Genomic DNA, 26,563 nt, shown 5'->3' with positions numbered 1-26,563 from the left:
GCCCGGACCTCTCGGAGGTCCGGGCCCGCTTCACGGCCGTTCAGCCCGCCGCACCGCTGCTCGCCAGCGCGTCCGACAGCTCCTTGGCCGCCTGCTGGAGGATCGGCACGATCCGCTCGGTGGCCGCCTCGGTGACCCGGCCCGCCGGGCCGGAGATCGAGATGGCGGCGGAGGTGGGGGAGTTGGGCACCGAGACCGCCAGGCAGCGGACCCCTATCTCCTGCTCGTTGTCGTCCACCGCGTAGCCCACCCGGCGCACCTGGTCCAGCGCCTCCAGGAAGCCGTCCGGCGTGGTGATCGTCTTCTCGGTGGCGGCGGGCATCCCGGTGCGGGCGAGGAGGGCGCGCACCTCGTCCGGCGGCGTGTGCGCGAGCAGCGCCTTGCCGACACCCGTGGAGTGCGGCAGCACCCGGCGGCCCACCTCGGTGAACATGCGCATCGAGTGCTTGGACGGCACCTGCGCCACGTACACGATCTCGTCGCCGTCGAGCAGCGCCATGTTGGCCGTCTCGCCCGTCTCCTCGACCAGCCGGGCCAGATACGGGCGGGCCCAGGTGCCGAGCAGCCGTGCGGCGGACTCGCCGAGGCGGATCAGCCGGGGGCCGAGCGCGTAACGCCGGTTGGGCTGCTGACGTACGTAACCGCACAGGACCAGCGTGCGCATCAGGCGGTGGATCGTCGGCAGCGGGAGTCCGCTGCTCGCGGAGAGCTCGCTCAGGCCGACCTCGCCCCCCGCGTCGGCCATCCGCTCCAACAGGTCGAAGGCACGCTCAAGGGACTGCACACCACCGCTGGAACCGGCGGGCTTGGAGTCGGAAGTGCTGGCGTGGGACGGCGGCACGTCAACGGTCCTTTCGAAGCGGAGGAGCAAGGCAGCAGCCTACCGGGCCCTTTTCGATCGACCCACAGTCGGCGGGGGCCGTCGTGGCCGGTCAGCGCCCGTTTGTCCGGGTGTCCGCAGGTGGTTCGGCAGCCCGGCCGCGCGGTACCTGGCCCATTCTACGTTCCGCACTCCGAAATTCACCTTTTACTTTGTGGAAACCTCCAGTGCGGCTTCGGGGAGTGGGCGGGGCGCGGGGGAGGGGTCTTGACGGGTCGCGCTCCCGAGTGAAGACTCCTTCAACAGTTCGTTGAAAGTGCGAAGTGAGGAGCACCGGTGTCCGGTCCGGACGTGAAGCTGCTACTGCGCTCGACGCGCGTCGTCACCCCCGAGGGGACCCGGCCCGCTTCGGTCGCCGTCACCGGCGGGACCATCGACGCCGTCCTGCCGTACGACACCGAGGTCCCGGCCGGTGCCCGCGTCGAGGACTTCGGGGACGACGTCCTGCTGCCCGGCCTCGTGGACACGCACGTCCATGTGAACGACCCCGGCCGCACCGAGTGGGAGGGCTTCTGGACCGCCACCCGCGCGGCGGCGGCCGGCGGCATCACCACGCTGCTCGACATGCCCCTCAACTCCCTGCCGCCCACCACCACCGTGGAGAACCTGCGGGTCAAGCAGGGCGTCGCCGAGCCCAAGGCGCACGTGGACACCGGCTTCTGGGGCGGTGCGATCCCCACCAACGTCAAGGACCTGCGCCCGCTGTACGAGGCCGGGGTGTTCGGTTTCAAGTGCTTCCTGTCGCCGTCCGGCGTCGAGGAGTTCCCCGAGCTGGACCAGGAGCAGCTGGCCCGGTCCATGGCCGAGATCGCCGGCTTCGGCGGGCTGCTCATCGTGCACGCCGAGGACCCCCACCACCTGGCCTCCGCGCCGCAGCAGGGCGGGCCGGCCTACGCGAACTTCCTGGCGTCCCGGCCGCGCGACGCCGAGAACACCGCGATCGAGGGCCTGATCGCCCACGCCCGCCGGCTGAACGCCCGCGTCCACGTCCTGCACCTCTCGTCCAGCGACGCGCTGCCGCTGATCGCCGCCGCCCGGCGCGAGGGCGTCCGGCTCACCGTCGAGACCTGCCCGCACTTCCTCACCCTCACCGCCGAGGAGGTCCCGGACGGGGCCACCGAGTTCAAGTGCTGCCCGCCGATCCGGGAGGCCGCCAACCAGGACGCGCTGTGGCAGGGGCTCGCCGACGGCACCATCGACTGCGTCGTCTCCGACCACTCGCCGTGCACCACCGACCTCAAGACCCCGGACTTCGCCTCCGCCTGGGGCGGCATCTCCTCCCTCCAGCTCGGCCTGCCCGCCATCTGGACCGAGGCCCGCCGCCGCGGCCACACCCTGGACGACGTCGCCCGCTGGATGTCCGCCGCCCCCGCCGCCCTGGCCGGGCTGCACCACAAGGGCGCCATCGAGGCGGGCCGCGACGCCGACTTCGCGGTCCTGGCCCCCGACGCCACCTTCACCGTCGACCCGGCCGAGCTCTTCCACCGCAACCAGGTCACCGCCTACGCCGGCCGCACCCTGCACGGTGTGGTGCGGTCCACCTGGCTGCGCGGCGTACGGATCGCCGCCGACGGCGTGCTCTCCGAACCCACCGGCCGCCTCCAGACAAGGGACCCCCAGGCATGACGGCGACAGCGCACTTCACCGGCGACGCGAACCCGTACGGCGGCGGCGACCCCTACGCCGACTACCGCACCGCCGACCACCCCTTCACCCACCTCGTGGACCTCGCCGACCGGCGGCTCGGGGCGGGCGTGATCGCCGCCAACGACGAGTTCTTCGCCGAGCGCGAGAACCTGCTCAAGCCGGAGCCCGCCCACTTCGACCCGGAGCGCTTCGGCCACAAGGGCAAGATCATGGACGGCTGGGAGACCCGCCGCCGACGCGGTGCGAGCGCCGAGCGGCCGCACCCGGTGGACGAGGACCACGACTGGGCGCTGATCCGCCTCGGCGCCCCCGGCATCGTGCGCGGCCTGGTCGTGGACACCGCCCACTTCCGCGGCAACTACCCGCAGGCCGTCTCCGTCGAGGCCGTCTCGCTGCCCGGCTCGCCCTCGCCGGGGGAGCTGCTCGCCCCGGACGTGAAGTGGACGACGCTCGTCCCCCGTACCGCCGTCGGCGGCCACGCGGCCAACGGGTTCGCCGTCGACGTGGAGCGCCGCTTCACACACCTGCGGCTCAACCAGCACCCGGACGGCGGCATCGCCCGCCTGAGGGTCTACGGCGACGTCGCCCCCGACCCCGCCTGGCTGACCGCGCTCGGTACGTTCGACGTCGTCGCCCTGGAGAACGGCGGCCGGGTCGAGGACGCCTCCGACCGCTTCTACTCCCCGGCGACGAACACCATCCAGCCCGGCCGCTCCCACAAGATGGACGACGGCTGGGAGACCCGCCGCCGCCGCGACCGGGGCAACGACTGGATCCACTACCACCTGGTGGAAGAGGCGGACATCCGCGCCGTCGAGATCGACACCGCGTACCTCAAGGGGAACGCGGCCGGATGGGCGCAGCTCACCGCCCGGGACGCGGAGACCGGTGAGTGGACCGAATTCCTGCCCCGGACCCGGCTCCAGCCCGACACCAACCACCGCTTCGTGCTGCCCGGCGCGGTACGCGCCGACCAGGTCCGGATCGACATCTTCCCGGACGGCGGCATCTCCCGGCTCCGCCTCTTCGGCTCGCTCACCGAACGCGGCGCGGCCCGGCTGGCGGCCCGCCACGCGGAACTCGGCGGCTGAGGCGCCGGGCCCCGGGGAGCGTCAGAACTCCTCGTGCTCCTCGGGGTCCCCGCCGAACCGCTCCCTGGGGCCGCCGGAGATCCGCCCCAGCTCCTCGGGTGCCAGCTCGAAGCCGGACAGGTCCAGATTCTCCCGCTGCCGTCCCGGATCGGCCGACTTCGGGATCGGTACGGCCCCGAGCTGGGTGTGCCAGCGCAGCACCGCCTGGCCCGGGGTGACGCCGTGCGCCTCGGCCACCGCCAGCACGTCCGGGTCGGCCAGCAGGTCCCGGCCGCGCCCCAGCGGGCTCCAGCTCTGGGTGACGATCCCCATCGCCGCGTGCGCCGCGCGCAGCTCCTCCTGGGGCAGCCGGGGGTGCAGCTCGATCTGGTTGACGGCGGGCACCTCGCCCGTCTCCTCCTCCAGCCGCTTCAGGTGCTCGGCGGTGAAGTTGGAGACCCCGATCGACCGGACGAGCCCGTCCTCGCGCAGCTTGATGAGCGCCCGCCAGGTGTCCACGTAGAGCCCCACCTTGGGCAGCGGCCAGTGGATGAGATAGAGGTCCACGTAGTCCAGGCCGAGGTTGCTCCGGGACTCCTCGAACGAGGCGAGCGTCTTCTCGTAACCGTGGTGCCGGCCGGGCACCTTGGTCGTGACGACGATCTCCTCGCGCGGTACCCCGCTGCGGGCGATTCCGCGCCCCGTACCGGTCTCGTTGCCGTAGTTCAGCGCGGTGTCCACGAGCCGGTAGCCGAGACCGAGGGCCCCGGACACCGCCTTCTCCGCCGCGTCGTCGTCCAGCGGGTAGGTGCCGAGCCCGACCGCCGGGATCGTACGGCCGTCGTTCAGGGTGTGCGCCGGGATACCGGACATGATCGTCCCTTCTCCTCGTCTGCCGTTACGGGCATGCCTCCCCGCCCAGCGTAGGCCGGGCGGGGAGGAGCGGCACGACAGGCCCTAGGTCAGGCCGAGTGGCCGCCGTCCACGGTCCACTCGGAGCCGGTGACGAACGCCGCCTCGGCACTGGCCAAGTAGGCGACCAGGGAGGCTATTTCCTCCGTCGTGCCGAACCGGTCCAGCGCGTTGGCCGCGCGCTGTCCCTCGGCGAACGGGCCGCCGGCCGGGTTCATGTCGGTGTCCACGGCGCCCGGCTGGACCAGATTGACCGTGATGCCGCGCGGGCCCAGCTCGCGGGCCAGCGGCTTGGTCAGGCCGGAGAGCGCGGACTTGCTCATCGCGTACAGCGTGGAGCCGGGTCCGCCCGCGTGCCGGCTCAGGGCCGTACCGAGGGAGATGATCCTGCCTCCCTGCTCCAGCACCTCGGCCGCCGCCCGGCAGGCGAGGAACACCGCCCGGACGTTCACGGCGAGGACCCGGTCCGCATCGGCGGGCGTGAGCGTGCCGATGGGGCCGAGGACGCCGATGCCCGCGTTGTTCACCAGGATGTCCAGCCGCCCCAGCTCCGCCGCCGCCCGGTGCACCACCGAGGCGGCGGCCTCCGGGTCGGCCGAGTCGGCGCGCAGCGCGACCGCACGGCGGCCGGTCGCCTCGATCGCGGCGACGACCTCCTTGGCGGCGTGCTCGTCGCGTACGTAGGTCAGCGCCACGTCGGCGCCGTCCCGGGCGAGCCGCAGGGCGGTAGCGGCGCCGATGCCCCGGCTGCCGCCGGTGACGAGCGCGGTGCGGGGGGTGGGAAGGGTGGTGTTCATCGTGGTTCCTGTCCGTTGCCGGTCGTGCTGACAGGAACCAGGAAAGCCGTTGGGCGCCCCGGAGACCGGCGGGAAATGGACGCCGAATCCGGTGCGGTCAGCGCCAGTCCGGCGAGCGTCCGAGCGCCGCCAGTACGCGGGTGAGCGGGCCGCCGTCCGCCGTCGGCAGCGCGGGCCGGAAGGCGGCGTCCGGGCGCTCCCGCGCGGCCCCGTCCGGGACGCGCAGGGCCAGGGGCAGGGCGGCCTCCACCACCTCGTCCGGCAGCGCGAGGGGCAGGCCGAGCGTCGCGGCCGTGTCCCAGGAGTGCACGACGTAGTCGATGAAGTGGAACCCGATCGCGGTCGCCCCGGGGAACGCCGTCCCCGCACTGATCTCCGGCAGCGCGAACCGCCCCTCCGCCGTCCCCGGCCGCGCGAACGCGTCGAGCACGGTCCGGGCCGTCCCCCGGTACCAGGCCGCCGGGTCGTCCCCGGCCGCCCGGTCCGCCCAGGCGGCCGGGTCCGCCCCTTCCCCCCGCGCGGCGGCGGCGAAGCCGAGGTGCTGGGTGCCCATGTGCTCCACCAGGCGGCGCAGCGTCCAGGCGTCGCACGGGGTGGGGCGGTCCCAGTCACCGGGGCCCGCGCGGCCGACGAGGCGCACGGATTCCAGCACCGCGATCCGGTCCAGCTCGATGATGTCCATGGTGGGTCCCTTCGTGAGCGGAAGGCGGGGCAGGGCGTGCCCACGGGCCACGGCGCCGCCCCGGACACCAGCGGCCACGCGGAGTACACCGCCGAACGGCTGGTGAACCGGGCCGTCCGGGTCGCCGAGCGCGGGACGCCCCCGTCCCGGTGGGCGCGGACGATCGCGCGGTGGCCGGGACGGGCGAGGAACCCCCTCGGGTGCTCCCGGCGCGCGGGGCCGGCCGCCGCGGGTTCCCGAGGCGGATGCCCACGACCCTACAAGTAGGCGAACGATCGTGCTATTAGTTTAGCCGAGCCGAGCCGAGCCGAGCCGAGCCGAGCCGAGCCGAGCCGAGCCGAGCCGAGCCGAGCCGAGCCGAGCCGAGCCGAGCCGAGCCGAGCCGAGCCGAGCCGAGCCGAGCCGAGCCGAGCCGAGCCGAGCCGAGCCGAGCCGAGCCGAGCCGAGCCGAGCCGAGCCGAGCCGAGCTGGGCCGAACCGCACCCGCAGGGGCTACCCGTCCACCGCCGCCGACCGGAGCCGCCCCAGGATCGCGTGCCACGCCCTCGTATAGCTCTCCGCGCTGCCGCGCAGCACCGAGTCGCCGTTCGCCAGCTCAAGGAACGCGATGATCTCGAAGGCCAGCTGCGCCGCGTCGCAGTCGTCCCGGATCTCGCCCAGGGTCCGCGCCTCCTCGATCCGCGCCTCCACGAACGCGAACCAGCTCGCCTGCGCCGCCAGGAGCGCGTCGTGCACCGCGCCCTCGCGGGCGTCGAACTCCGCGAGCGCCGCGTAGAAGAAGCAGCCGCCGGGGAAGACCCGGTCCCGCGAGTAGGCGATCCAGGACTCGCACATCCGCCGCACCCGGCCCAGCCCGGCGGGCGTCTCACGCGTGGGGGCCACCACATGCGCGTCGTAGACGGCTGAGGCAGCCCGCACGGTCGCCAGCTGAAGCTCCTCCTTGGAGCCGAAGAGCGCGAACACCCCGCTCTTGCTCAGCCGGAGATCCGTGGCCAGCCGGCCCAGCGACAGCCCGTCGAGCCCTTCCACCGAGGCGACCGCCGCCGCCCGGGCGAGGACCAGCTGCCGGGTGCGGTTGCCGCGCTCGACCCTGCCGTCCTGGCGTGTTCCGGCCATCCGGTGACTCCGTGCTCCGATGAGGTGCGGGCGGCCCGCGTCGGGCGCGTCCGGGGCTCGTCATTCTATGAGGGCGCCCGGTAGCGTGATCGTTCCCCAGTGTGAGCCGGTGCCGTCTCCACGTCGTCCCTGTGGAGAGAGCAGGAATCCAGGTGTCCTCCGCCGCCGTTTCCGCCCCCGTCCTCGCCCCGCCGCGCCGGGCCTGGCTCACCGATCTGCCCGTCCTGCTGGTCGCGGTGGTCTGGGGCTCCAGCTATCTCGCCGCCAAGGGCATCACCACCCCGCGGACCGTCGTCGCCGTGCTCGTGCTGCGGTTCGCCGTCGTGCTGCCCGTCCTCGCGGTCGCCGGCCGGCGCCGGCTGCGCGCGCTGAGCGCCGCGCAGTGGCGGGGCGCCGGGCTGCTGGGCCTGGTGCTCAGCGGGATCTTCCTGGTGGAGACGTACGGCATCGTGCACACCTCGGCGACCAACGCCGGGCTCATCATCAGCCTCACCATGATCTTCACCCCGCTCGCCGAGTCCGCCGTCACCCGGACCCGGCCGACGGGGACCTTCCTCGCCGCCGCCGGGCTCTCCGTGGCCGGGGTGGTGCTGCTGACCCAGGGCGGCGGATTCACCAGCCCCTCGGCCGGCGACCTGCTCATGCTGGCCGCCGCCCTCGCCCGGACCCTGCACGTCCTGCTCATGGCCCGCATCAAGTCCGTCCAGGACGCGGACTCGCTGTCCCTGACGACCGTGCAGCTCGGCAGCGCCGTCGCCGTCTTCGCCCTGCTGGCCGCCGCGCCGGGGACGGGCGAGGCGCCCTGGACGGTGGCCGCCGGATTCGGGGCCCGGGAGTGGGGCGGGCTGCTCTTCCTCTCGGTGTTCTGCACGCTCTTCGCGTTCTTCGTGCAGATGTGGTCCGTACGCCGCACCTCCCCGTCCCGGGTCAGCCTGCTGCTCGGTACGGAGCCGCTGTGGGCCGCCGCCGCCGGCATCGCGATCGGCGGCGAGCGGCTGGGCCTCGCCGGAGCGGCGGGCGCCGTACTGGTGCTGGCCGGGACCGCCTGGGGGCGGCGGAGCGCGGACCCGGGCGCGCCCTGACCGGCTCACTCCTCGATCGCGTCCGCCGCGACCATGACGGCCGCGCCCGCCACGACCAGCACGATCGACACGAAGACCGGGTACTCGGCGGCGAACGGCAGCCTCTGCACCAGGCTGAAGAACCGGAACCAGTCCAGCCACACATGGATCAGCCCGGCGACCCCCTGGACGAAGACCAGGAACCCGACCGTCTCGCAGAGCTTCTTCATGGCCCCGAGCCTGACCGCCCGGGCGGTGCCGCCGCGTCGGCCGGTGGTCTGCCCGCCGGGTCCGAAAGTATCCGGCCCCGCGACTTTGGTCGCTCCCGCGCCCCGGGCACCCGGAACCCGCGGCCCGCGTGCGTAGCTTTGTCGACATGACGCGTACGGAGTACCCCTGGCTGCTGCCCTCGGCGATGGCCGGACCCGAGCTGCCCGGCGACCGGGGCCGGTCCCGCCGCACCGTGCGGGACTGGGTGGTCGACCTCACGGCGTTCCTCTGCGCGGCGGGCATCGGCCTGGCCACGCTTGCCACCATCGAGGCCGACCCCACCACACCGGACACCTTCGTGCTGGTGGACTCCCTCGTCGGCGCCGCCGCCTGCTGCGCCCTGTGGCTCCGGCGCCGCTGGCCGGTCGGGCTCGCCGTCGCCCTGACCCTGCTGTCCACCGTCGAACCGGTCGCGGCGGGCGCCCTGCTCGTCGCGCTGTTCAGCCTGGCCGTCCACCGGCCGTTCCGCCCGGTCGCTCTCGTCGGCGCCCTGGCCCTGGCCGTCGTCCCCGTACAGCCGTATCTGCGCCCCGACCCGAACACGTCGTTCCTGGCGTCCACCATCATCGGGCTCCTGCTGATCCTGCTCGTCCTCAGCTGGGGCATGATCGTGCGCTCCCGGCGCCAGCTCGTCGTCTCCCTCCGCGAACGCGCCGTCCGCGCTGAGACCGAGGCCGCCCTCCGCGCCGAGCAGGCCCAGCGGCTCGCCCGCGAGGAGATCGCCCGCGAGATGCACGACGTGCTCGCCCACCGGCTGACCCTGCTCAGCGTCCACGCCGGCGCCCTGGAATTCCGCCCCGACGCACCCCCCGCCGAGGTCGCCCGCGCCGCCGGGGTCATCCGGGACAGCGCGCACGAGGCGCTCCAGGACCTCCGCGAGATCATCGGCGTGCTCCGCGGCCCCCGCGACAGCGACGGCAACCGCCCGCAGCCCACCCTCGCCACGCTCGACGCCCTCGTCGCCGAATCCCGGGAGGCGGGCATGAAGGTCACCCTCGACAACCGCCTCGCCGACCCCGACGCCGCCCCCGCCGCCCCCGGTCGCACCGTCTACCGCATCGCCCAGGAGGCGCTGACCAACGCCCGCAAGCACGCCCCCGGCACCGAGGTCACCGTCGCCGTCACCGGCGGACCCGGGCAGGGCATCACCGTGGAGGTTCGCAACCCGGCCCCCACCGAGCCCTTCACGCCGGTCCCCGGCTCCGGCCAGGGACTCATCGGCCTCACCGAACGGGCCACCCTCGCCGGGGGCCGCCTCGACCACGGGCCCGCCCCCGACGGCGGGTTCGCGGTACGGGCCTGGCTACCGTGGGCGTCATGACCAACGCGCCCGTCCGCCTGCTCATCATCGACGACGACCCGCTCGTCCGGGCCGGGCTGAGCCTGATGCTGGGCGGCGCCGACGACATCGACATCGTGGGCGAGGGCGCCGACGGCAGCGAGGTCGCGGCCCTGGTCGAACGGCTGCGGCCCGACGTGGTCCTGATGGACATCCGGATGCCGGTCATGGACGGCCTCACCGCCACCGAAGCGCTGCGCGCCCGGCCCGACGCGCCGGAGATCGTCGTCCTGACCACCTTCCACGCCGACGAGCAGGTGCTCCGCGCCATCCGCGCCGGGGCCGCCGGCTTCGTCCTCAAGGACACCCCGCCCGCGCAGATCGTGGAGTCGGTGCGCCGGGTCGCGGCCGGCGACCCGGTCCTCTCGCCCGCCGTCACCCGGCAGCTCATGGCCCGGGCGGCCGGCTCCGGGCAGGAGGAACGCGTGGACCGGGCTGCCCGGGCGCGCGAGCGGATCGCGCTGCTCGCGAACCGGGAGCGCGAGGTGGCCGTCGCCGTGGGACGGGGCCGGTCCAACGCGGAGATCGCCGCGACGCTCTACCTCAGCGTCGCCACGGTGAAGACCCAGGTCTCCCGCATCCTCGCCAAGTTCGGCTTCAACAACCGCGTCCAGATCGCCCTCCTCGTCCACGACGCCGGTCTGCTGGACGACGAGAGCGGATCGAATCCGGCCTGAAGCCCCTCGTTCCCGGCAGGTATCCCGGCATACGCTGAACGGGCCGGTCCTCGGAGCGGGGACGACACGACCGGGAGGGCGGGCGCATGTCCGAAGTCGATGTGGATCTCAGCGGGTTGGCCGACTTCACCGCGAATCCGTACCCCTACTACGAGCGGATGCGCGCGGCCGGGCCCGTGCATCTCGTCCGCACCGACGAGTTCGACAGCATCTGGCTCGTCGTCGGCTACGACGAGGGCCGGGCCGTCCTGGCCGACCAGCGCTTCGGCAAGGACTGGCGGGCGCTGCCCGGCGAGACCGGCGGCGACCCGATCAACGCCAACATGCTGGAGACGGACGCCCCCGACCACACCCGGCTGCGCAAACTCGTCGCCCGCGCGTTCACCCCGCGCCGCATCGAGGCGCTGCGCCCCCGGGTCGAGGAGATCACCGGAGGACTCCTCGACCTGATGGTCCCCGAAGGCCGCGCCGACCTCGTGGACGCGCTCGCCTTCCCGCTCCCCATGACCGTGATCTGCGAGCTGCTCGGCGTCCCCGACCTGGACCGGTCCGCCTTCCGCAAGCTGTCCAACGGCATCGTCGCCCCCGTGAACGCGGAGGAGGAGGGCGAGGCGGTCCGCGCCATGGGCGGCTACCTCGCGGAGCTGATCGGGGACAAGCGCCGCTCACCCGGCGACGACCTGCTCAGCGCCCTGATCGACGCCCGCCACGAGGACGACGACGCGCTCTCGCCCGACGAGCTGGTCGGCATGGCCTTCCTGCTGCTCGTCGCCGGCCACGAGACGACGGTCAACCTCATCTCCAACGGCGTACGCGCCCTGCTCGCCCACCCCGACCAGCTCGCCGCGCTCCGCGCCGACCTCTCGCTCCTCGACGGCGCCGTCGAGGAGATGCTGCGCTACGACGGACCCGTCGAGACGGCCACCCTCCGCTTCGCCCGGGAACCGGTCGAGGTCGGCTCCCGGACCATCGGAACCGGCGACGCCGTCCTGGTCTCGCTCGCCGGCGCGGACCGCGACCCGGCCCGCTACCCCGAGCCCGACCGCTTCGACATCCGCCGTGACGCCCGCGGCCACCTCGCCTTCGGACACGGCATCCACTTCTGCCTGGGCGCCCCGCTGGCCCGGATGGAGGGCCGCATCGCGATCCGCGCGCTCCTGGAGCGCTGCCCCGGGCTGGAGGCGGACCCGGAGGCGGCCCCGTTCGACTGGCTGCCCGGCACGCTGATCCGGGGGGTGCGCCGCCTGCCGGTGCGCTGGTGAGCGACGCGCCGCCGCCCTGTTCGTGCCCCTCCGGGTTGCGGCGGCGCGTGCTCGGGGATACTTGCCCAGCCGGGCCGGGACCACAGGGCCCCGGCTCCACCGGCAGCAGCACAGCGAGCAGCACAAGAAGGGCACGGCGTCGTGGCAAGGGTTCGGACAGGGGTACGTGCGATGGGCGCCGTGCTTGCGGCGGTGCTGGGGGTGTCCCTCATGGGATGCAGCAGCACCGGCGGCAAGCGGGCGGAGGAGCGTGCGGCCAAGGCCGCGGCCGAAGGCCGGGCCGCGGTGAACACGCCCCGCTGGACGTTCGCGATGGTCACCCACTCGGGCGACGGCGACACCTTCTGGGACATCGTCCAGAAGGGCGCCGACATGGCCGCCAAGAAGGACAACATCAACTTCCTGTACTCGCACAACGACGAGGGCCAGCAGCAGGCCCAGCTCGTGCAGGCGGCCATCGACAAGAAGGTCGACGGGCTGATCGTCACGCTCGCCAAGCCCGACGCCCTCAAGGACGTCGTCGCCAAGGCCGTCCGCGCCGGCATCCCCGTGATCACCGTGAACTCCGGCTCCGCCGAGTCCAAGGCGTACGGCGCGCTCACCCACATCGGCCAGGACGAGTCCATCGCCGGTGAGGCCGTCGGCGACGAGCTCAACAAGCGCGGCCGCAAGAAGGCCCTCTGCATCCTGCACGAGCAGGGCAACGTGGGCCACGAGCAGCGCTGCGCCGGCGCGAAGAAGACCTTCGACGGCCAGATGCAGAACCTGTACGTGGAGGGCACCAACATGCCCGACGTCCAGGCGTCCATCGAGGCGAAGCTCCAGTCCGACAAGGACATCGACGCGGTCGTCACGCTCGGCGCGCCCTTCGCGGACGCCGCCGTCAAGGCGAAGAAGACCGCCGGCAGCAAGGCCGAGATCGACACCTTCGACCTGAACCCCACCGTCGCCGCCGGGCTGAAGTCCAAGACCCTCGGCTTCGCCGTCGACCAGCAGCCCTACCTCCAGGGCTACGAGGCCGTCGACCTGCTCTGGCTCTACCGCTACAACCGCAACGTCCTCGGCGGCGGCCGCCCGGTCCTCACCGGCCCGCAGATCATCACCGCGAAGGACGCCGACACGCTCGCCGAGTACGCCGACCGGGGCACCCGATGACCGCCGGGCCCGGATCGTCCGCCGTCGTGGACGAACGGCTGCTGCGCACCTCACCGCTGCGCAAGCTCCTCGGCCGCCCGGAGCTGGGCTCGGTCGTCGGCGCGCTCGCCGTCTTCCTCTTCTTCGCGATCGTCGCCGACAGCTTCCTGCGCGCCACCAGCTTCGGCACCGTGCTGTACGCGGCCTCCACCATCGGGATCATGGCGGCGCCGGTCGCGCTCCTGATGATCGGCGGCGAGTTCGACCTGTCCGCCGGGGTGCTGGTCACCAGCTCCGCGCTGATCTCCTCGATGTTCAGCTACCAGATGACGGCCAACGTCTGGGTCGGCGTCTTCGTGTCGTTGCTGGTCACGCTCGCCATCGGCGCGTTCAACGGCTTCATGCTGACCCGTACGAAACTCCCCAGCTTCATCATCACGCTGGGCACGTTCCTGATGCTGACCGGTCTCAACCTGGGCTTCACCAAGCTGATCAGCGGGACCGTCTCCACGAAGACCATCGGCAACATGGAGGGCTTCCCCTCCGCCCGCAAGCTCTTCGCCTCGTACTGGACCGTCGGCGGCGTCGAGCTCAAGGTGACGCTCCTGTGGTGGGCGGGACTGGTGGCCGTCGCCACCTGGATCCTGCTCCGCACCCGCTTCGGCAACTGGATCTTCGCCGTCGGCGGCGGCGCGGACGCGGCCCGCGCGGTCGGCGTCCCGGTCATCCGCACCAAGATCGGGCTCTACCTCGGCGTCGCCTTCGGCGCCTGGGTCTCCGGGCAGCACCTGCTCTTCAGCTACGACGTCGTGCAGTCCGGCGAGGGCGTCGGCAACGAGCTGATCTACATCATCGCGGCCGTCATCGGCGGCTGCCTGATCACCGGCGGTTACGGCTCCGCCATCGGCTCGGCGGTCGGCGCCATCATCTTCGGCATGACCAGCAAGGGCATCGTGTACGCGGAGTGGAACCCGGACTGGTTCAAGTTCTTCCTGGGAGCGATGCTGCTCCTGGCCACCCTGCTCAACGCATGGGTACGCAAGCGCGCGGAGGCGACGAAATGACGGCCCCCAAGGCCCCGGAAGGGCCCCAGGACACCGGCCGGCAGGCCCTCGTCGAGCTGGACGACGTGGCCAAGTACTACGGCAACATCAAGGCGCTCGAAGGTGTCTCCCTCACCGTGCACGCGGGCGAGATCTCCTGCGTGCTCGGTGACAACGGCGCCGGCAAGTCCACCCTCATCAAGATCATCGCCGGGCTGCACCGGCACGACGCCGGGCGGTTCCTCATCGACGGCGAGGAGACCACCCTCGCCAACCCGCGCGACGCCCTCGACCGGGGCATCGCCACCGTCTACCAGGACCTCGCGGTCGTCCCCCTCATGCCGGTCTGGCGCAACTTCTTCCTGGGATCCGAGCCGACGACCGGCGCCGGCCCCTTCAAGCGCCTCGACGTGAAGCTGATGCGCGAGACCACCCACGCGGCGCTGCTCCGCATGGGCATCGACCTGCGCGACGTGGACCAGCCCATCGGCACCCTGTCCGGCGGCGAGCGGCAGTGCGTGGCCATCGCGCGCGCCGTCCACTTCGGCGCGAAGGTGCTCGTCCTGGACGAGCCGACGGCCGCGCTCGGCGTCAAGCAGTCCGGGGTCGTCCTGAAGTACATCGCGGCCGCCCGGGACGCCGGCCTGGGCGTGGTCCTCATCACGCACAACCCGCACCACGCTTACCTCGTCGGTGACCGGTTCGTCCTCCTGAAGCGGGGCGCCATGGCCGGCAGCCACACCAAGGACGGCGTCACGCTGGACGAGCTGACCCGGCAGATGGCGGGCGGCAGCGAGCTGGAGGAGCTGAGCCACGAACTGGAGCGCGGCTCCGGACCGGGGACCGGCGACCGCGTGTAGCGGAGGCGCCCGGCGACCCCTTCGGCTCCGGGGTGGCAGAATCGGGACGGACGGGCGCCGTCCGCCACCGGGGTCACTCCTGACCCGGTCACCCCACACCTTTCAGGGACGATGAGCACGTACCGCGACTTCGCACACCGCGGCTCCGCCCGCGCGACCGTCCTGCGGACCGTGGGCACCCGGGAAAGGCGCTCGCACCTCACGGCGCCCCGGGTCCCCACCGTCGGCATCGACATCGGCGGCACCAAGGTCATGGCCGGTGTCGTGGACGCCGACGGAACGATCCTGGAGACCGTGCGCACCGAGACCCCGGACAAGTCGAAGAGCCCGAAGGTCGTCGAGGACACCATCGTGGAGCTGGTCCTCGACCTCTCCGACCGGCACGACGTGCACGCGGTGGGCATCGGCGCGGCCGGCTGGGTCGACGCGGACCGCTCCAAGGTCCTCTTCGCCCCGCACCTGGCCTGGCGCGACGAGCCCCTGCGCGACGCCCTCGCCTCCCGGCTCGTCGTCCCCGTCATGGTGGACAACGATGCCAACACCGCGGCCTGGGCCGAGTGGCGCTTCGGCGCGGGGCGCGGCGAGGACCACCTCGTCATGATCACCCTCGGCACCGGCATCGGCGGCGCGATCCTGGAGGACGGCCAGGTCAAGCGCGGCAAGTACGGCGTCGCCGGTGAGTTCGGCCACATGCAGGTCGTGCCCGGCGGCCACCGCTGCCCCTGCGGCAACCGGGGCTGCTGGGAGCAGTACAGCTCCGGCAACGCGCTGGTCCGCGAGGCCCGCGAGCTGGCCGCCGCCGACTCGCCGGTGGCCCACGGGATCATCGAGCGCGTCAAGGGCAACGTCCCGGACATCACCGGACCGCTCATCACCGAACTGGCCCGCGAGGGCGACGCGATGTGCGTCGAGCTCCTCCAGGACATCGGCCAGTGGCTCGGCGTCGGCATCGCCAATCTGGCCGCCGCGCTCGACCCGTCCTGCTTCGTCATCGGCGGCGGGGTCAGCGCCGCCGACGACCTGCTCATCGGCCCCGCCCGGGACGCCTTCAAGCGCCAGCTCACCGGCCGCGGCTACCGCCCCGAGGCCCGGATCGCGAAGGCGCAGCTCGGCCCGGAGGCCGGTATGGTCGGCGCGGCGGACCTCGCCCGGCTGGTCGCGCGGCGCTTCCGCCGCACCAACCGCCGCCGCGTCGAGCGGTACGAGAGGTACGCGCAGATCTACGACCAGGCGACGAGCACCCTCCGCAGCAACCGCAACACCCGCACTTCCTAGGGGCCCCACACCCATGACCGCAGCCGAGCACCCCGTCGTGCCGCGCCAGTCCCCGCCGCCGGACGAGGGCGACGGGCCGGCCTCCGAGACCCGCCGCCATCTGATCCGCCGGCGCCTGATCACGGCGACGATCATCGTGCTGCTCATCGGCGTCCCCGCCGGATACCTGCTGATCTCGGCGGGCCAGAGCCGCCGCTCCGGCCAGGACAAGGCCGCCGAGGCCGCCGCGCAGGGGCTGCGCCCCGGCTGGCCTTCGAAGATGCTGCGCCGCATCTTCGAGGTCCCGATCCCCGGTTACGCGACCGGCGTGCAGTACTACGAGACGAACAACTGGAAGGCCAGCCGGATGTACGTGCAGTTCCGCACGACGTCCAACGGCCTGGACGCCTTCCTGACCGACATCGGCACCGGCCGCGCCGCCCTGGAACCCGGCAAGGTCACCATCGGCAAGCGCGACACGAAGATCGCCGGCTGGTACTTCGGCGACGGCGTCTCCTGGGCGGGCACCACCCACACCAACAAGGACCCGCGCCCCACCCAGGACATCACCGTCGACATGACGGACCCGATGTCACCCGTGGTCTACGTCGTCTCCGCCGCGACCCCCTGACCCCTCGCCCGGCGCCAGTGCCTGCACCTCGGCGTACGGGAGTGCCCCGCCCCGCACCGTCCCGCCGTCCCGGATCGCGGCAGCCGTGGACACGGCCCCGGTCAGCGCCTCGCGGTACAGCAGTGAGCCCAGGCTGACCCGGCGTACTCCTAGCGCGCCCAGCTCGGCGATGCCGGGTCCGGCCGGGCTGTACAGCACGTTCAGCGGGGTGACGAGGGCGGCGGTCAGCGCGGCGATCCCCGCCCGGTCCGACAGCCCCGGCACGAACACCCCGTCCGCACCGGCCTGCTCGTAGACCGCGAGACGCTCGGCGGTCCGCTCCCGCGCGACCCCCAGCCAGCACGTGTCCGTGCGGGCGTTCACGAACAGCCCGGGCACGGCCTCCTTCACGGCGGCGATCTTCGCGGCGTGCAGCTCCACCGGGGCCAGGGTGCCGTCGGCCCGCCCGTCCTCCAGATTGATCCCCGCCGCCCCCGCCTCGTACAGCCGGCGCGCGAACACGGCGACCTCCGCCGGGTCGTCGCTGAACCCCGCTTCCGCGTCCACGCTGAACAGGAACGGGCCCCGGCCCAGCCGCCGGGCCAGGTCCACGGTCGCCTCCTTCGTCGCCGCCGCCCCGTCCGGCAGCCCGAGCCCCGCCGCCACGCCCAGGCTGGTGGTCCCCACCGCCCCGAACCCCTCGGCGGCCAGCGCGGCGGCCGACGCGTAGTCCCAGGCGTTGGGCAGCAGGAAGGCTTCGCCCCGGTGGTGGAGCCGGGCGAACGGTGTCATGGGGCGCCCGAGCAGCCCCTCCGACAGCGCGAGGGCGTGTGCCCTGCCCGGGCAGACCCGGGGCGGCGCGCCGAAGGTGAGCGGCACGGGGTGGTCCCGCTGGGCGGTCACCAGGTCGAGGACCACCTCGTCGCCCTCGGCGATCTCCCGTCCGGCGATCCGGGTGGCCCGGGCGGCGACCCGGCGCATGACCCGCACCGGTGGATCGTCCCGCAGCACCCGGGCCGTCGGCGCCCCGGCCCCGGCCGCCGCGACGGCCCCGGCCAGCGCGGCGGTCGCGGCGCACGCCTGGGCCAGGAGCCCGATGCGGTTCGCTACGGCCTCCAGCCCGGCGTCGTCCGCCGGGCCCGGCGCGAGCAGGTCCACCAGCCGGGCGACGGCCCGGTCGGCTTCGGGCCCGCCGTCCTCGCCGAAGTACGCGTCCGCCACCACCGTCACCTCCCGGGCGACCCGCTCCGGCTCCGGCATGCCCAGCGCGGCGGCCAGGCCGCTCACCACCCGCGTCCGCGGATCGCCCGCCCCGGAAGCCGGGGCCGATGCCGCCCGGTGCAGATCGGCCGGGGCGAGCCGGGCGAGTTCGGCCTCCACGAGGGCCCGGCGCCGCCGGTGCGGCTCGCCGGAGGCGAACCTCGCCACCGTGGCCCGCAGCCAGGCGACACTCGCGCCGGGCGGTCCTTCGAAGGGGCCGGGCCCCGGAGGGACGAGCGCGGGATCGGCGAGGGCCGCCAGGACCTCCGCGTACTGACTGAACTCATGGGTCGTCGGGTGGCTCATGGCTCCGACCGTAGGCCCGGAACACTTCGGCCCCCGCCGAACCGTCCCCGCGCCACCATGGAGGCATGTCCTCTCTCGCCGACACCGCCGCCCTCTTCGCCGACCGCACCCGCGCCGCCTTCTGCGAGGCGCTGCTCGACGGGCGGGCGTGGACGTCCGGTGAGCTGGCCCGGCAGGCGGGTGTCGCCGCGTCCACCGCCAGCGAGCAGATCTCCCGCCTCGTGGCGGGCGGCCTGCTGGCCGAGGAGCGTCAGGGCCGTCACCGCTATGTCCGGCTCGCGGGCCCGGAGGCGGCCGCGCTGACCGAGGCTCTTGCCGCGTACGCCCCCGGCACGTCCGGCCCGCGCACCCTGCGCGCCTCGGTGCGCCAGGACGCCGAGGCCCGGGCGCGCACCTGCTACGACCATCTGGCGGGCCGGCTCGGGGTCGCCCTGGCGGACGCGATGACCGCGCGCGGCCTGGTCGACACCGGCTCCGGGATCGCCGTCACCCCGGCGGGCCGCACCTGGCTGGCCGACACCCTGGACTACCGGCAGCCCGCCGGGGCCCGGCGCCCCCTCGTCCGTACCTGCCTGGACTGGACCGAGCGCCGCTCCCACCTCGCCGGCGCCCTGGGCGCGGCGCTGTGCACGGCGGCCCTGGAACGCGGGTGGGTCCGGCGCGTCGGCTCGGGGCGCGCGGTGAAGGTGACACCGGAGGGGAGTGAGGCGTTCGGGGAGCTGCTCGGGGTGCGGGTATGAGCTGCGGCGGATCAGTCGCCGCGGGGGTGAGGCCGAGGGCGGGGCTCGGGCTCCGGTTCCGGCCGAGGGCCGGGCCGTCTGCCAGCCGTTCCGGCCGTGACCCAGACGGCGGCGATGGCCATGGTGAGTCCGCCCGGAGCGGCCGCCCACCAGGTCCCGGCCCAGGCGAGCCAGCCGGTCGCGCCGACAGCGCCTGCGGCCGACAGGGAGAATCCCAGGGTCTCGCCGGGCAACGAGCGGTAAATATCCGCCATCCGGGCATCGATGCCCCGGTCTGCCTGAGCGAGGGAGCTTTCCCGGTCGGTGTAGAAGGTGTCCGGCGGGAAGAGGTGCCCTTCCACGGCTTCAGGGGACCAGGGGTCCTCGGGCCGGCTCATGGCGTCAGTCCGGCGGTGAGGAGGTCCGCGAGCAGCAGCAGTTGGCGGATGTCGCGGCTGCTGTACGCCGTGACGCCGGTGGGCCACGAGGACCGGTCGGAGTCGACGGTCAGCACTCCCAGCGCGAGGGTGCCCACGCGCACCGGGACGATGACGACGGCGTGCGCCTGCGGCGGGCCCGGGGAGGGCTGTTTGAACGGTGAGGGACGGTCGTCCGCCTCGAAAACGAGACCGTCCTCTGCGGCGCGCTTCATCGCGAAGTGGCCCGGATCGTTGGGGCCGCACCGCTGTCTCGCCCCTCCGGGCCACTCCGCCGCCAGCGTGAACTCCGCGGTGGCCTGGTCGTACCGGTAGAACATGCCGCGCGAGCCCGGCGCGACCCCTGAGGCCGATACGGCCACCGACTGGTCGAGCCGCCCGCGCTGGGTCTCCAGGGGAGCGGATGCGGCGGTGAGCCCGGCGATGGCCGCCACGTGCTTGGCGCTGGGCGTGAGTCCGGACACCAGCAGCTCGTAGCGGGCCTCGGTGTCCCTGGCCAGTTGCTCCGTCGCAGCACGGAGCTTGTTGGCCCTGACCTTTTCGACGGCCGCGACGACCAGCGTGATGGCGGTACTGATGATCCCCGCGATGAGTAGCGGCCAGTTGATGCTGGGCGTCTGACCGGCGACGACGGACAGGGCGAAGGCGACGCTGCCGAAAATGATGGCGAGAGTGGTCAGGGCGGCCTCGGTGACCTTGTTCTTGCGCTCTGGTGTCATGCTCCCGCTCCCCGTTCCGCACAGACGCAGGGGCAGATCATACGACCAAGGACGCCTGCTGCGGGGCCCGCTCGGCGAAGGCCGTCGCCTCCACGCCCACCACGATCGTGTCCGGGACCGCGCAGGCGCCCGGGTCTCAGGCCGCCGTCTGCCGGACGCCCAGCGGCCGGTATCCGTCCGTACGATCGCCCTCCAAGCCCGGCCCGGACCTCCTCATCGCCGTCGAGCCCACCACCGCGCTCGACGTGCGCGTCCAGGCCGAAGTGCTCGCCCTGCTGAGCCGGCTGCGGGACGAACGCGGTCTCGTCCTCCTGGTGCCCACCTGCCGTCCGACGCGGCGGGGCGGCTGCCCCGGGAGTTCTCCGGGGGCCAGCGGCAGCGGCTCGCCATCGCCCGGGCGCCGGCCCTGCGGCCCCGGCTGGTCATCTGCGACGAGCCGGTCTCCGCACTGGACCTGACGACCCAGCGCACGGTGCTCGACCTCCTCCTGGAGATCCAGGAGGAGACGGGCGACGCCGCGACGGTCGCCTCCGAGCCGCGCCACGCCTGCACGCGCACCTGCTGCTCGCCTCGCCGGTGGCGGACGTGGCCGAGCAGCGCAGGCGGCGCGCGGCGGCCGAGGACGCGGCCGGACCGGGCTGACCTGCGGGGAAACGGACGAGTCGGGGCGCTCACCGGGCGCCCCGTTCGCGTGTCCGGGGGGCCCTTCGGGTCGAACCGCTATCGGCTACTCAGGGTACTTGTCGCACTTTTCAGAGTGTTACGCGGCATTTATCCCGTGCGTCATGGCATCTCTTAGGTCGATCGATTGATCAGTACGACAATCATCCCGGCTCGAAGGAGTTCAGCATGCGTATTTCCGCTTCTGTCCGTGCCCGCACTGTCCGCGCGGGCACCGTCGCGGCCGCCGTGGCCGCAGCCGCCGCCGCCACGCTCGGCGGGGCGGCGGCCGCCTTCGCCGCCCCCGGCGACAGCGGTGACATCGACATCCGCTCCGGCGGCTGGGCGGCGCGCGGCGGCGACGGCAACGAGGTCTGCAAGTTCGTCCTCCAGGCCAGCAACTTCGGCGACATGCCGGCCGTGCCGTGGACCATCACCGCGCAGCCCCCGACCGTTCCCCCGGGGGACACCCTCGCCAGCACCCTTCCCCTGGTGAACGGCTCGGCGCGCAGCCAGGAGTACCTGCTCCCCGAGGGCACGTACCAGCTGGTGTGGATCGTTCCGTCCGGCCCGAAGAACAAGGCGTTCAAGGTCAACTGCACCAAGCCGGCCGGGAACAACGGGTCGGGCAACACCGCCGAGCGCGGTTCCGCCGCTTCGGGCTCCGAGGCGGGCTACGAGCAGCCGTCCGGCGGCGTTCCCGCCGGTGGCGGCGGCGTCCCGGACATGGAGGGCGTCAGCTCCGAGGGCGACTCGAACGTCGGGGCCACCGCCGCGCTCGCGGCCGGCGCCGTCGGAGCCGCCGGGCTGATCATGGTCCGCCGAGCCGCACGCCGCCGTGCCCGCAACGAGGCATAACCCGCGCAGCAGACGCCGACGGGGCCCGAGCCGGGCGTGTCGTCTCACGATGACGTTGTGCGTGACCTCCTCGCTGGTGACCGGCATCGTCTGGGCGAGTTCCGACTCGTCCGACGATGCGGTCGCCGCCGCCCACGGCAATGACGCCGCGGGCGGCGGCGACCGGCCGGTCTCGCACGCACCCCTGTCCCCGTCGCGGCCGGTGAAGGTCGCGGTGCCCGCGATCTTCATCGAGGCGCCGGTCACCGGCCTCGGACTCGACAGGAAGGGGCACCTCGGGGCCCCGCCCATGAGCAGGCCCAGGGAGGTGGGCTGGTACCGCGACGGGCCCTCACCCGGCGAGAAGGGCACCTCGCTGATCGTCGGCCACCGCGACACGGAGACCGGACCGGCGATCTTCCTCAACCTCAACGCCCTGCACAAGGGCGACAAGGTCACCGTCACCCGGGCCGACAAGCAGACCGCGGTCTTCACGGTCGACGCGGTCGAGACGTACACGAAGGACAAGTTCCCCGACGACAAGGTGTACGGCAGCACCGGCCGTCCGGAACTCCGCCTGATGACCTGCGGCGGGCGCTTCAACAAGAAGGACGGCTACGCGGCCAACGTCGTCGTCTTCGCCCACCTCACGTCATTGAAGAAGGGGTGACACCCCCTCACCCGGCGTGCCGCTCCCGTACGGCGAAGGCGTTGAGGGTCAGGGCCAGGCTCGCGGTGAGCCGCCGCGCGTACGGCACGTGCAGAGACTCGTTCGGCCCGTGGGCGTTCGCCCCCGGCCCCAGCACTCCGCAGGCCAGGAACTGGGCATCGGGGAACCGCCGGGACAGCTTCCCCATCAGCGGGATCGTGCCGCCCTGCCCGATCCGGGCGACGTCCGCCCCGTCGAAGCACGCCCGGCTCGCCCCGGAGAGCGCGGCACTCAGCCACGGCTCCTCGGCGGGCGCGTGCCAGCCGTCCGCGAGGACCCGGTCGGGCGTGAAGCGGACCGTCGCGCCGTACGGCGGGTCCGCCTCCAGGAGCCTGCCCAGCTCCGCGACGGCCGCCGCGCCGTCCACCGTCGGCGGCAGCCGCAGCGCCAGCTTCACCCGGGTGTACGGGCGCAGCACATTGCCGGCCGAGCCGACCGGGGGCAGCCCGTCCGCCCCGGTGACCTCCAGGCTGGGCCGCCACGCCCGGTTGAGCAGCAGCTCCCCGGGGTCGTCGGCCATGGCCGAGGTGTCCCCGCACCAGTCGAAGCGCTCCTGGACCCGGTCGCCGAGCAGGGCCGCCGCCTCACGGGTCTGCTCCCGGCGCTCCGGGGGCACCTCGCCGTGCAGGACGGCGGGGCGCAGCGTGCCTGTCGCCGAGTCCTCGACGCGGTCGAGCAGGTGCCGCAGCACCCGGAACGACGACGGCACCACGCCCCCGGCGTCCCCGGAGTGCGCGCCGTCGCCGAGGACCCGCACGTCGAGCGTGCCGCCGCAGGCCCCGCGCAACGAGGTGACCAGCCACAGCCGTTCGTAGTCGCCCGCGCCGGAGTCCAGGCAGACCACGAGGCCCACCTCGCCGATCCGGTCCGCCAGCGCCCCGAACCAGTGGTCCAGGTCCGGGCTGCCGGACTCCTCCCCGGCCTCGAACACCCCGACGCACCGGGGCCGGGCCGCGCCCTGCTCGGCCAGCGCCCGGATCGCGGTCACCGACGCGGGCAGCGCGTACCCGTCGTCGGCGCCGCCGCGCCCGTACAGCCGGGTGCCGTCGAAGGACGGCTCCCACGCGGTGCGGCCCCCGGTCCAGCCCTCGCCCTCGGGCTGCTTGTCGAGGTGGCCGTAGAAGAGGACGGTCTCGTCGGACCGGGTGCCCGCGCCGGGGATCTCGAAGAAGATCAGGGGCGTACGGCCGGGGGCGCGCAGGACCTCGGTGCGCAGGCCGGGCAGCGGCACCGCGCGCAGCCAGGCCGCCGCCGCGTCGACGGCCCGGTCCAGGTGCCCGCGGGCCTCCCACTCCGGGTCGTACGCGGGGCTGACCGCCGGGACCCGGATGTGGTCCCGGACCAGCGGCAGGATCTCGTCCTCCCACCGCGCGTCACAGAACTCCCGTACGGGGCCCGGCTCGGCGAGGAACGGCTCAGACATGGGCGAGCGCCTTCGCGGCGGGCGCGAACTCGATGCCGAGCAGCGCCTCCACGGGGGCGTACACCTCGGGCATGTACATCGTCGGGGACAGCAGCAGGGCCTCCGCCGGGGCGACCAGGACCTCGACGCGCTTGCCCACCTCGACGTCGGCGGAGGCGAGCGGCTGCCCCGCCTCGTCGAACGTCGTGATCAGGTCCGGGAACGCGGCACGGCGGCCGCCGGCCAGGTCGAGCGCCATGTACTCGTTGACGAAGTGCAGCGTGGTGCCGTCGGCGTCGTCCAGGACCGCGACACCCACGTCCAGGCCCTCGCGCTGCTCGCAGCGGTACTCGCGCACGGTCCCCGACGCGGCGATCTCGCCGCCCAGCTGCGCGGCCGCGCCCGCCGGGCCCTCGGCCAGGAAGCGGTGCCCCAGCTCGATCGCGAAGCCGATGGCGCCCGGGGCGCCGTTGCGGACGGCGTAGCCGACCTCGACCGGGTTGCGGGCGACGCCCACCCAGCCGCCCGCCTCCACGGACGCGCGGCGGACCACGTTGGACGTCGCGTCCAGGCGGCCGGAGACAGCCCCCTCGACGTAGGCGTGCGGCTTGCCGCCGGCGTAACCCTGGCTGGACCGGTAGCCCTCGCGGCGGTGCAGGCCCATGGCCCCCATCTGGCTGGAGGGGTGGGCGCGGCCGTTGCACGCCAGGTCGATGACGGGCAGGCCGGTGAGCGCGGAGTGGAACCAGCCGTTGATCGTGGTCTCGGCGCCGTTCTCGTTGGTGTGCAGCGCGACCAGGTCGCCCGGCAGTTCACGGCGCAGCAGTTCCAGCGCGCGGAGCAGGTGCGTCGGGAGCACCTGCGGGTCGGGCGCGGCGGGGGCGCCGACCAGGGCCACGGTCGCGGTCAGATCGCCGTCCGCGAACTCGTCGGCGCTCCACAGCTCGGGCGTGCCGACCTGAAGGGCCAGTTCGGCGGTGCGCAGCCCCCGCTCCACGAAGCCGCCGCCGCCTCCGCCGAGCACGGCACCGCCGTACACGGCCGCGCGGATGTCGTCATGGGTCAGCTGTCGCTTCACGGGATTCTCCCAGGGTGGTGCTGTGCGGGTGTACGAGAGGGCAGAGCGGGGGTCCGGCTACTTGGCGGCCTTGAACACGCCGTTGCCGAAGGAGTAGAGGGCGTCGCCGGCGATCGCACCGCCGGCGAAGACTTCCAGGTCGCCCTTGACGTCCTTGCCGAACAGGCGCGGGGCGAGGACGCGGGCGGCGATGCCGGCGGCGACCATCCAGCCGGCCATCGGGGTCGTGATCAGCAGCCCGGTCGCGAGCAGGATGCCGAGCTGCCGCTTCGACCCGCCGACGAGCTGCACGATCGCCCCGGGAATCGCCCACAGCGCGAGGTGCTTCGCCGTCTCGACGGACGGGCCCGCCTTGATCGCGGCGACGTACGCGGCGTCGATCGGGGCGGTCTGCCCGTTGTCGAAGAACATCCGGTACGAGACGAGGACGACGACGATCGCGACGCCGAAGCCGATCATCGCGGCGATCAGCTGCTGGCGGCGGCCTTCCAGTTCGAAGGCGGGGTCGGCGTTCTCGCCGCGCAGCAGGTAGCCGGTCTTCAGGTCGTAACCCATGTCCGCGAAGGCCGGACCGGTCGCGGCGGTGAAGCCGGAGAGCACGACCAGCGCCTCCGGCGGGAAGCCGATGAGGATGCCGAGCAGCAGGGTGATCAGGGCGATGGCGAAGGCCGGGAACCAGCCGGAGTGCATGGACGCGATGCCGACCAGCAGTTCGTGCAGGAACGCCGCGACGGTCGCGTAGACCAGGAAGCCGATCAGCATGCCCGGGCTCATGTGCGTGGCCGCTCCGGTGCCGAAGGCGAGCAGGACCGAGATCGCGAGGTAGGCGCCGAGGCCCAATCGCATGGAGCGCCCCAGCCGCTGCGCGCCCTCCTCCGCGCCCTCCGGCGCAGCGGCCGAGCCCGTCCGCGCCGTGTTCGTCCGCCGGGCGCCGAGGATGGTCCGGCCGACCTGGACGAGGGCGACGAGACCGGCGCCGATCATCATCCCGTGCGGCAGGTACATCGCATTGAGGTCGAGGCCGAACAGCGGGTCCGCGTACTGCGTGAACAGCAGGCCGACGCCGAACGCGGCCATCGCGCCGAAGCCGCCGATCAGGGCCACGCCGAACGCCGACATCGGCAGCGAGAACACCGCGCCCACCAGACCGGTCACCAGCCCGAGCCCGAGCACCTTCGCGCGCCGCCCGCCCTCGTCGCCCGCCCTGATCGCCTCGGCGGCGGCGAGCCCGAGCGGCCACGGGTTCTTCGCGGGGAAGGCCGGGGTGTCGTACATCCGGTACAGCAGCCAGGCGTCGACCAGCATCGCGACCGAGACCCCGACCAGCATCGGGATGATCATGTCGTCCATCCCGAACAGGAACGGGATGCCGATCGGCAGGAACAGGCTGTTCGCGGCGCCGAAGGTGGCCGACGAGATGCTCGTCTGCGCCAGGTTCTGCGCGTGGACCGAGCGGAAGCCGCGGAAGGCGACGAGCGGCACGCGGGCCAGCGTCATCGCGGCCAGCGCACCGATCAGCGAGGTGCTGGGCGTGACGCCGAGGGTGGCGAGCAGCTGCACGCCGACGACCGCGCCGAACACGCTGAGCACGACGGTCAGGATCAGATTGCCGGGCGCGAGGGCGCGGGGATGGCGCGCTCCGTCGGCCGCGGTGTGCGGGGCGTCGGTGACGGCCCGGTTCGTCGCGTCGGTGCTCATGGATCTCCGGTGCTTCCGTGCGGGGCGGCGTGTCCGCCGCTCCAGGAGTTCTAAAATATGGAACCGTGTGTGAATATCTGGATATGCTGGATCATCTCCGCGGCACGCCCGCCCGTCAAGGGGG

26 protein-coding genes and 1 pseudogene are annotated in these 26,563 nt (G+C 73.4%); 15 read left to right on the top strand and 12 right to left on the bottom strand.

Going from position 1 to position 26,563, the window contains the following annotated elements; genetic code table 11:
* Positions 1 to 40: 40 nt before the first annotated feature.
* Complete coding sequence (locus OG867_RS03610) at positions 41 to 841, bottom strand: IclR family transcriptional regulator (protein ID WP_360861727.1); 801 nt, start codon at positions 839 to 841, stop codon at positions 41 to 43.
* A 315-nt stretch (positions 842 to 1,156) separates the two neighbouring features.
* Between OG867_RS03610 and allB the strand changes: the two genes are divergently transcribed.
* Together allB and alc are read left to right on the top strand one after the other, a co-directional pair.
* The gene (allB, locus tag OG867_RS03605; RefSeq protein ID WP_406282627.1) at positions 1,157 to 2,506 is read left to right on the top strand and encodes an allantoinase AllB; all 1,350 of its coding nucleotides are present in this window, start codon (positions 1,157 to 1,159) and stop codon (positions 2,504 to 2,506) included.
* The gene (gene alc / locus OG867_RS03600; protein ID WP_406282624.1) at positions 2,503 to 3,618 is read left to right on the top strand and encodes an allantoicase; all 1,116 of its coding nucleotides are present in this window, start codon (positions 2,503 to 2,505) and stop codon (positions 3,616 to 3,618) included. The genes allB and alc overlap by 4 nt, the downstream gene beginning before the upstream one ends.
* 21 nt (positions 3,619 to 3,639) lie before the next feature.
* Here alc and OG867_RS03595 read toward each other — a convergent pair whose 3' ends face one another.
* The 4 genes from OG867_RS03595 to OG867_RS03580 all read right to left on the bottom strand — a co-directional run bounded on the left by OG867_RS03595 (position 3,640) and on the right by OG867_RS03580 (position 7,104).
* Entirely contained in the window at positions 3,640 to 4,470 is an 831-nt protein-coding gene (locus OG867_RS03595; protein WP_406282621.1) for an aldo/keto reductase, read from the bottom strand.
* A gap of 89 nt (positions 4,471 to 4,559) precedes the next feature.
* Positions 4,560 to 5,306 (bottom strand): SDR family NAD(P)-dependent oxidoreductase, encoded by a 747-nt coding sequence (locus OG867_RS03590; RefSeq protein ID WP_406282618.1) that lies wholly within the window; start codon positions 5,304 to 5,306, stop codon positions 4,560 to 4,562.
* A gap of 97 nt (positions 5,307 to 5,403) precedes the next feature.
* A complete protein-coding gene (locus tag OG867_RS03585) occupies positions 5,404 to 5,988 on the bottom strand; it encodes a TIGR03086 family metal-binding protein (RefSeq protein ID WP_328903364.1) in 585 nt (194 codons plus the stop codon).
* A 492-nt stretch (positions 5,989 to 6,480) separates the two neighbouring features.
* Entirely contained in the window at positions 6,481 to 7,104 is a 624-nt protein-coding gene (locus tag OG867_RS03580) for a TetR/AcrR family transcriptional regulator (protein ID WP_406282615.1), read from the bottom strand.
* Positions 7,105 to 7,256: 152 nt separating this feature from the next.
* Here OG867_RS03580 and OG867_RS03575 point away from each other — a divergent pair, with 152 nt between their 5' ends.
* Complete coding sequence (locus OG867_RS03575) at positions 7,257 to 8,186, top strand: DMT family transporter (protein WP_328903366.1); 930 nt, start codon at positions 7,257 to 7,259, stop codon at positions 8,184 to 8,186.
* 5 nt (positions 8,187 to 8,191) lie between these two features.
* On the opposite strand, the gene OG867_RS03570 is transcribed toward OG867_RS03575, so the two are convergent.
* On the bottom strand, positions 8,192 to 8,395 hold the full coding sequence (locus OG867_RS03570; RefSeq protein ID WP_406282612.1) for a hypothetical protein: 204 nt from the start codon (positions 8,393 to 8,395) through the stop codon (positions 8,192 to 8,194).
* A 146-nt stretch (positions 8,396 to 8,541) separates the two neighbouring features.
* Between OG867_RS03570 and OG867_RS03565 the strand changes: the two genes are divergently transcribed.
* The 8 genes from OG867_RS03565 (at position 8,542) to OG867_RS03530 (ending at position 16,635) form a co-directional block, all read left to right on the top strand.
* Complete coding sequence (locus tag OG867_RS03565) at positions 8,542 to 9,756, top strand: sensor histidine kinase (RefSeq protein WP_406282609.1); 1,215 nt, start codon at positions 8,542 to 8,544, stop codon at positions 9,754 to 9,756.
* Positions 9,753 to 10,451 (top strand): response regulator, encoded by a 699-nt coding sequence (locus OG867_RS03560; protein WP_406282606.1) that lies wholly within the window; start codon positions 9,753 to 9,755, stop codon positions 10,449 to 10,451. The genes OG867_RS03565 and OG867_RS03560 overlap by 4 nt, the downstream gene beginning before the upstream one ends.
* Before the next feature lie 86 nt (positions 10,452 to 10,537).
* The gene (locus OG867_RS03555) at positions 10,538 to 11,713 is read left to right on the top strand and encodes a cytochrome P450 (RefSeq protein ID WP_406282603.1); all 1,176 of its coding nucleotides are present in this window, start codon (positions 10,538 to 10,540) and stop codon (positions 11,711 to 11,713) included.
* 171 nt (positions 11,714 to 11,884) lie between these two features.
* On the top strand, positions 11,885 to 12,868 hold the full coding sequence (locus tag OG867_RS03550; RefSeq protein WP_328903371.1) for a sugar ABC transporter substrate-binding protein: 984 nt from the start codon (positions 11,885 to 11,887) through the stop codon (positions 12,866 to 12,868).
* A complete protein-coding gene (locus OG867_RS03545) occupies positions 12,865 to 13,911 on the top strand; it encodes an ABC transporter permease (RefSeq protein WP_328903372.1) in 1,047 nt (348 codons plus the stop codon). The genes OG867_RS03550 and OG867_RS03545 overlap by 4 nt, the downstream gene beginning before the upstream one ends.
* Positions 13,908 to 14,750: an ATP-binding cassette domain-containing protein gene (locus OG867_RS03540; protein WP_406282599.1), complete on the top strand. Its 843-nt coding sequence runs from the start codon at positions 13,908 to 13,910 to the stop codon at positions 14,748 to 14,750. Before OG867_RS03545 ends, OG867_RS03540 begins: the two co-directional genes overlap by 4 nt.
* Before the next feature lie 111 nt (positions 14,751 to 14,861).
* Positions 14,862 to 16,025 carry an ROK family glucokinase gene (locus OG867_RS03535; RefSeq protein WP_328903374.1) on the top strand — a complete coding sequence of 388 codons (1,164 nt, stop codon included), beginning with the start codon at positions 14,862 to 14,864 and terminating at the stop codon, positions 16,023 to 16,025.
* 13 nt (positions 16,026 to 16,038) lie between these two features.
* The gene (locus OG867_RS03530; protein WP_406282596.1) at positions 16,039 to 16,635 is read left to right on the top strand and encodes a hypothetical protein; all 597 of its coding nucleotides are present in this window, start codon (positions 16,039 to 16,041) and stop codon (positions 16,633 to 16,635) included.
* Here the strand turns inward: OG867_RS03530 and OG867_RS03525 are convergent.
* Entirely contained in the window at positions 16,597 to 18,180 is a 1,584-nt protein-coding gene (locus OG867_RS03525; RefSeq protein ID WP_406282593.1) for an isocitrate lyase/phosphoenolpyruvate mutase family protein, read from the bottom strand. The two genes, OG867_RS03530 and OG867_RS03525, sit on opposite strands and share 39 nt — an antisense overlap.
* A 65-nt stretch (positions 18,181 to 18,245) precedes the next feature.
* Here OG867_RS03525 and OG867_RS03520 point away from each other — a divergent pair, with 65 nt between their 5' ends.
* A complete protein-coding gene (locus OG867_RS03520) occupies positions 18,246 to 18,920 on the top strand; it encodes an ArsR/SmtB family transcription factor (RefSeq protein ID WP_406282590.1) in 675 nt (224 codons plus the stop codon).
* A gap of 11 nt (positions 18,921 to 18,931) precedes the next feature.
* Here OG867_RS03520 and OG867_RS03515 read toward each other — a convergent pair whose 3' ends face one another.
* Both OG867_RS03515 and OG867_RS03510 read right to left on the bottom strand, forming a co-directional pair.
* A complete protein-coding gene (locus OG867_RS03515) occupies positions 18,932 to 19,297 on the bottom strand; it encodes a hypothetical protein (RefSeq protein WP_406282587.1) in 366 nt (121 codons plus the stop codon).
* Positions 19,294 to 20,055, bottom strand: coding sequence for a GAF domain-containing protein (locus OG867_RS03510; protein WP_406282584.1), 762 nt, complete (start codon positions 20,053 to 20,055; stop codon positions 19,294 to 19,296). Before OG867_RS03510 ends, OG867_RS03515 begins: the two co-directional genes overlap by 4 nt.
* A 274-nt stretch (positions 20,056 to 20,329) precedes the next feature.
* On the opposite strand from OG867_RS03510, the pseudogene OG867_RS03505 reads away from it, so the two are divergent.
* From OG867_RS03505 to OG867_RS03495, 3 genes and pseudogenes are all read left to right on the top strand, one after another.
* Positions 20,330 to 20,697: pseudogene (locus OG867_RS03505) on the top strand (ATP-binding cassette domain-containing protein); the annotation flags it as partial.
* A gap of 207 nt (positions 20,698 to 20,904) precedes the next feature.
* A complete protein-coding gene (locus OG867_RS03500) occupies positions 20,905 to 21,573 on the top strand; it encodes a hypothetical protein (RefSeq protein WP_406282581.1) in 669 nt (222 codons plus the stop codon).
* 49 nt (positions 21,574 to 21,622) lie between these two features.
* The gene (locus OG867_RS03495; RefSeq protein ID WP_406282578.1) at positions 21,623 to 22,222 is read left to right on the top strand and encodes a class F sortase; all 600 of its coding nucleotides are present in this window, start codon (positions 21,623 to 21,625) and stop codon (positions 22,220 to 22,222) included.
* A 7-nt stretch (positions 22,223 to 22,229) separates the two neighbouring features.
* On the opposite strand, the gene OG867_RS03490 is transcribed toward OG867_RS03495, so the two are convergent.
* From OG867_RS03490 to OG867_RS03480, 3 genes are read right to left on the bottom strand one after another with little or no spacing between them, the layout of a single operon-like run.
* Positions 22,230 to 23,684 carry a M20/M25/M40 family metallo-hydrolase gene (locus OG867_RS03490; RefSeq protein WP_406282575.1) on the bottom strand — a complete coding sequence of 485 codons (1,455 nt, stop codon included), beginning with the start codon at positions 23,682 to 23,684 and terminating at the stop codon, positions 22,230 to 22,232.
* On the bottom strand, positions 23,677 to 24,741 hold the full coding sequence (locus tag OG867_RS03485) for a DUF917 family protein (RefSeq protein ID WP_406282572.1): 1,065 nt from the start codon (positions 24,739 to 24,741) through the stop codon (positions 23,677 to 23,679). Before OG867_RS03485 ends, OG867_RS03490 begins: the two co-directional genes overlap by 8 nt.
* A gap of 57 nt (positions 24,742 to 24,798) precedes the next feature.
* Positions 24,799 to 26,439, bottom strand: a complete 1,641-nt coding sequence (locus OG867_RS03480; protein ID WP_406282570.1) for an OPT/YSL family transporter — start codon at positions 26,437 to 26,439, stop codon at positions 24,799 to 24,801.
* Between the last annotated feature and the right edge of the window lie 124 nt (positions 26,440 to 26,563).

Origin of the sequence: Streptomyces sp. NBC_00209 (genome assembly GCF_045206345.1) — a bacterium.
Lineage (GTDB): Bacteria > Actinomycetota > Actinomycetes > Streptomycetales > Streptomycetaceae > Streptomyces.
Note: the sequence above shows the minus strand (reverse complement) of the source record. Positions and strands in the feature narration are given on the sequence as shown.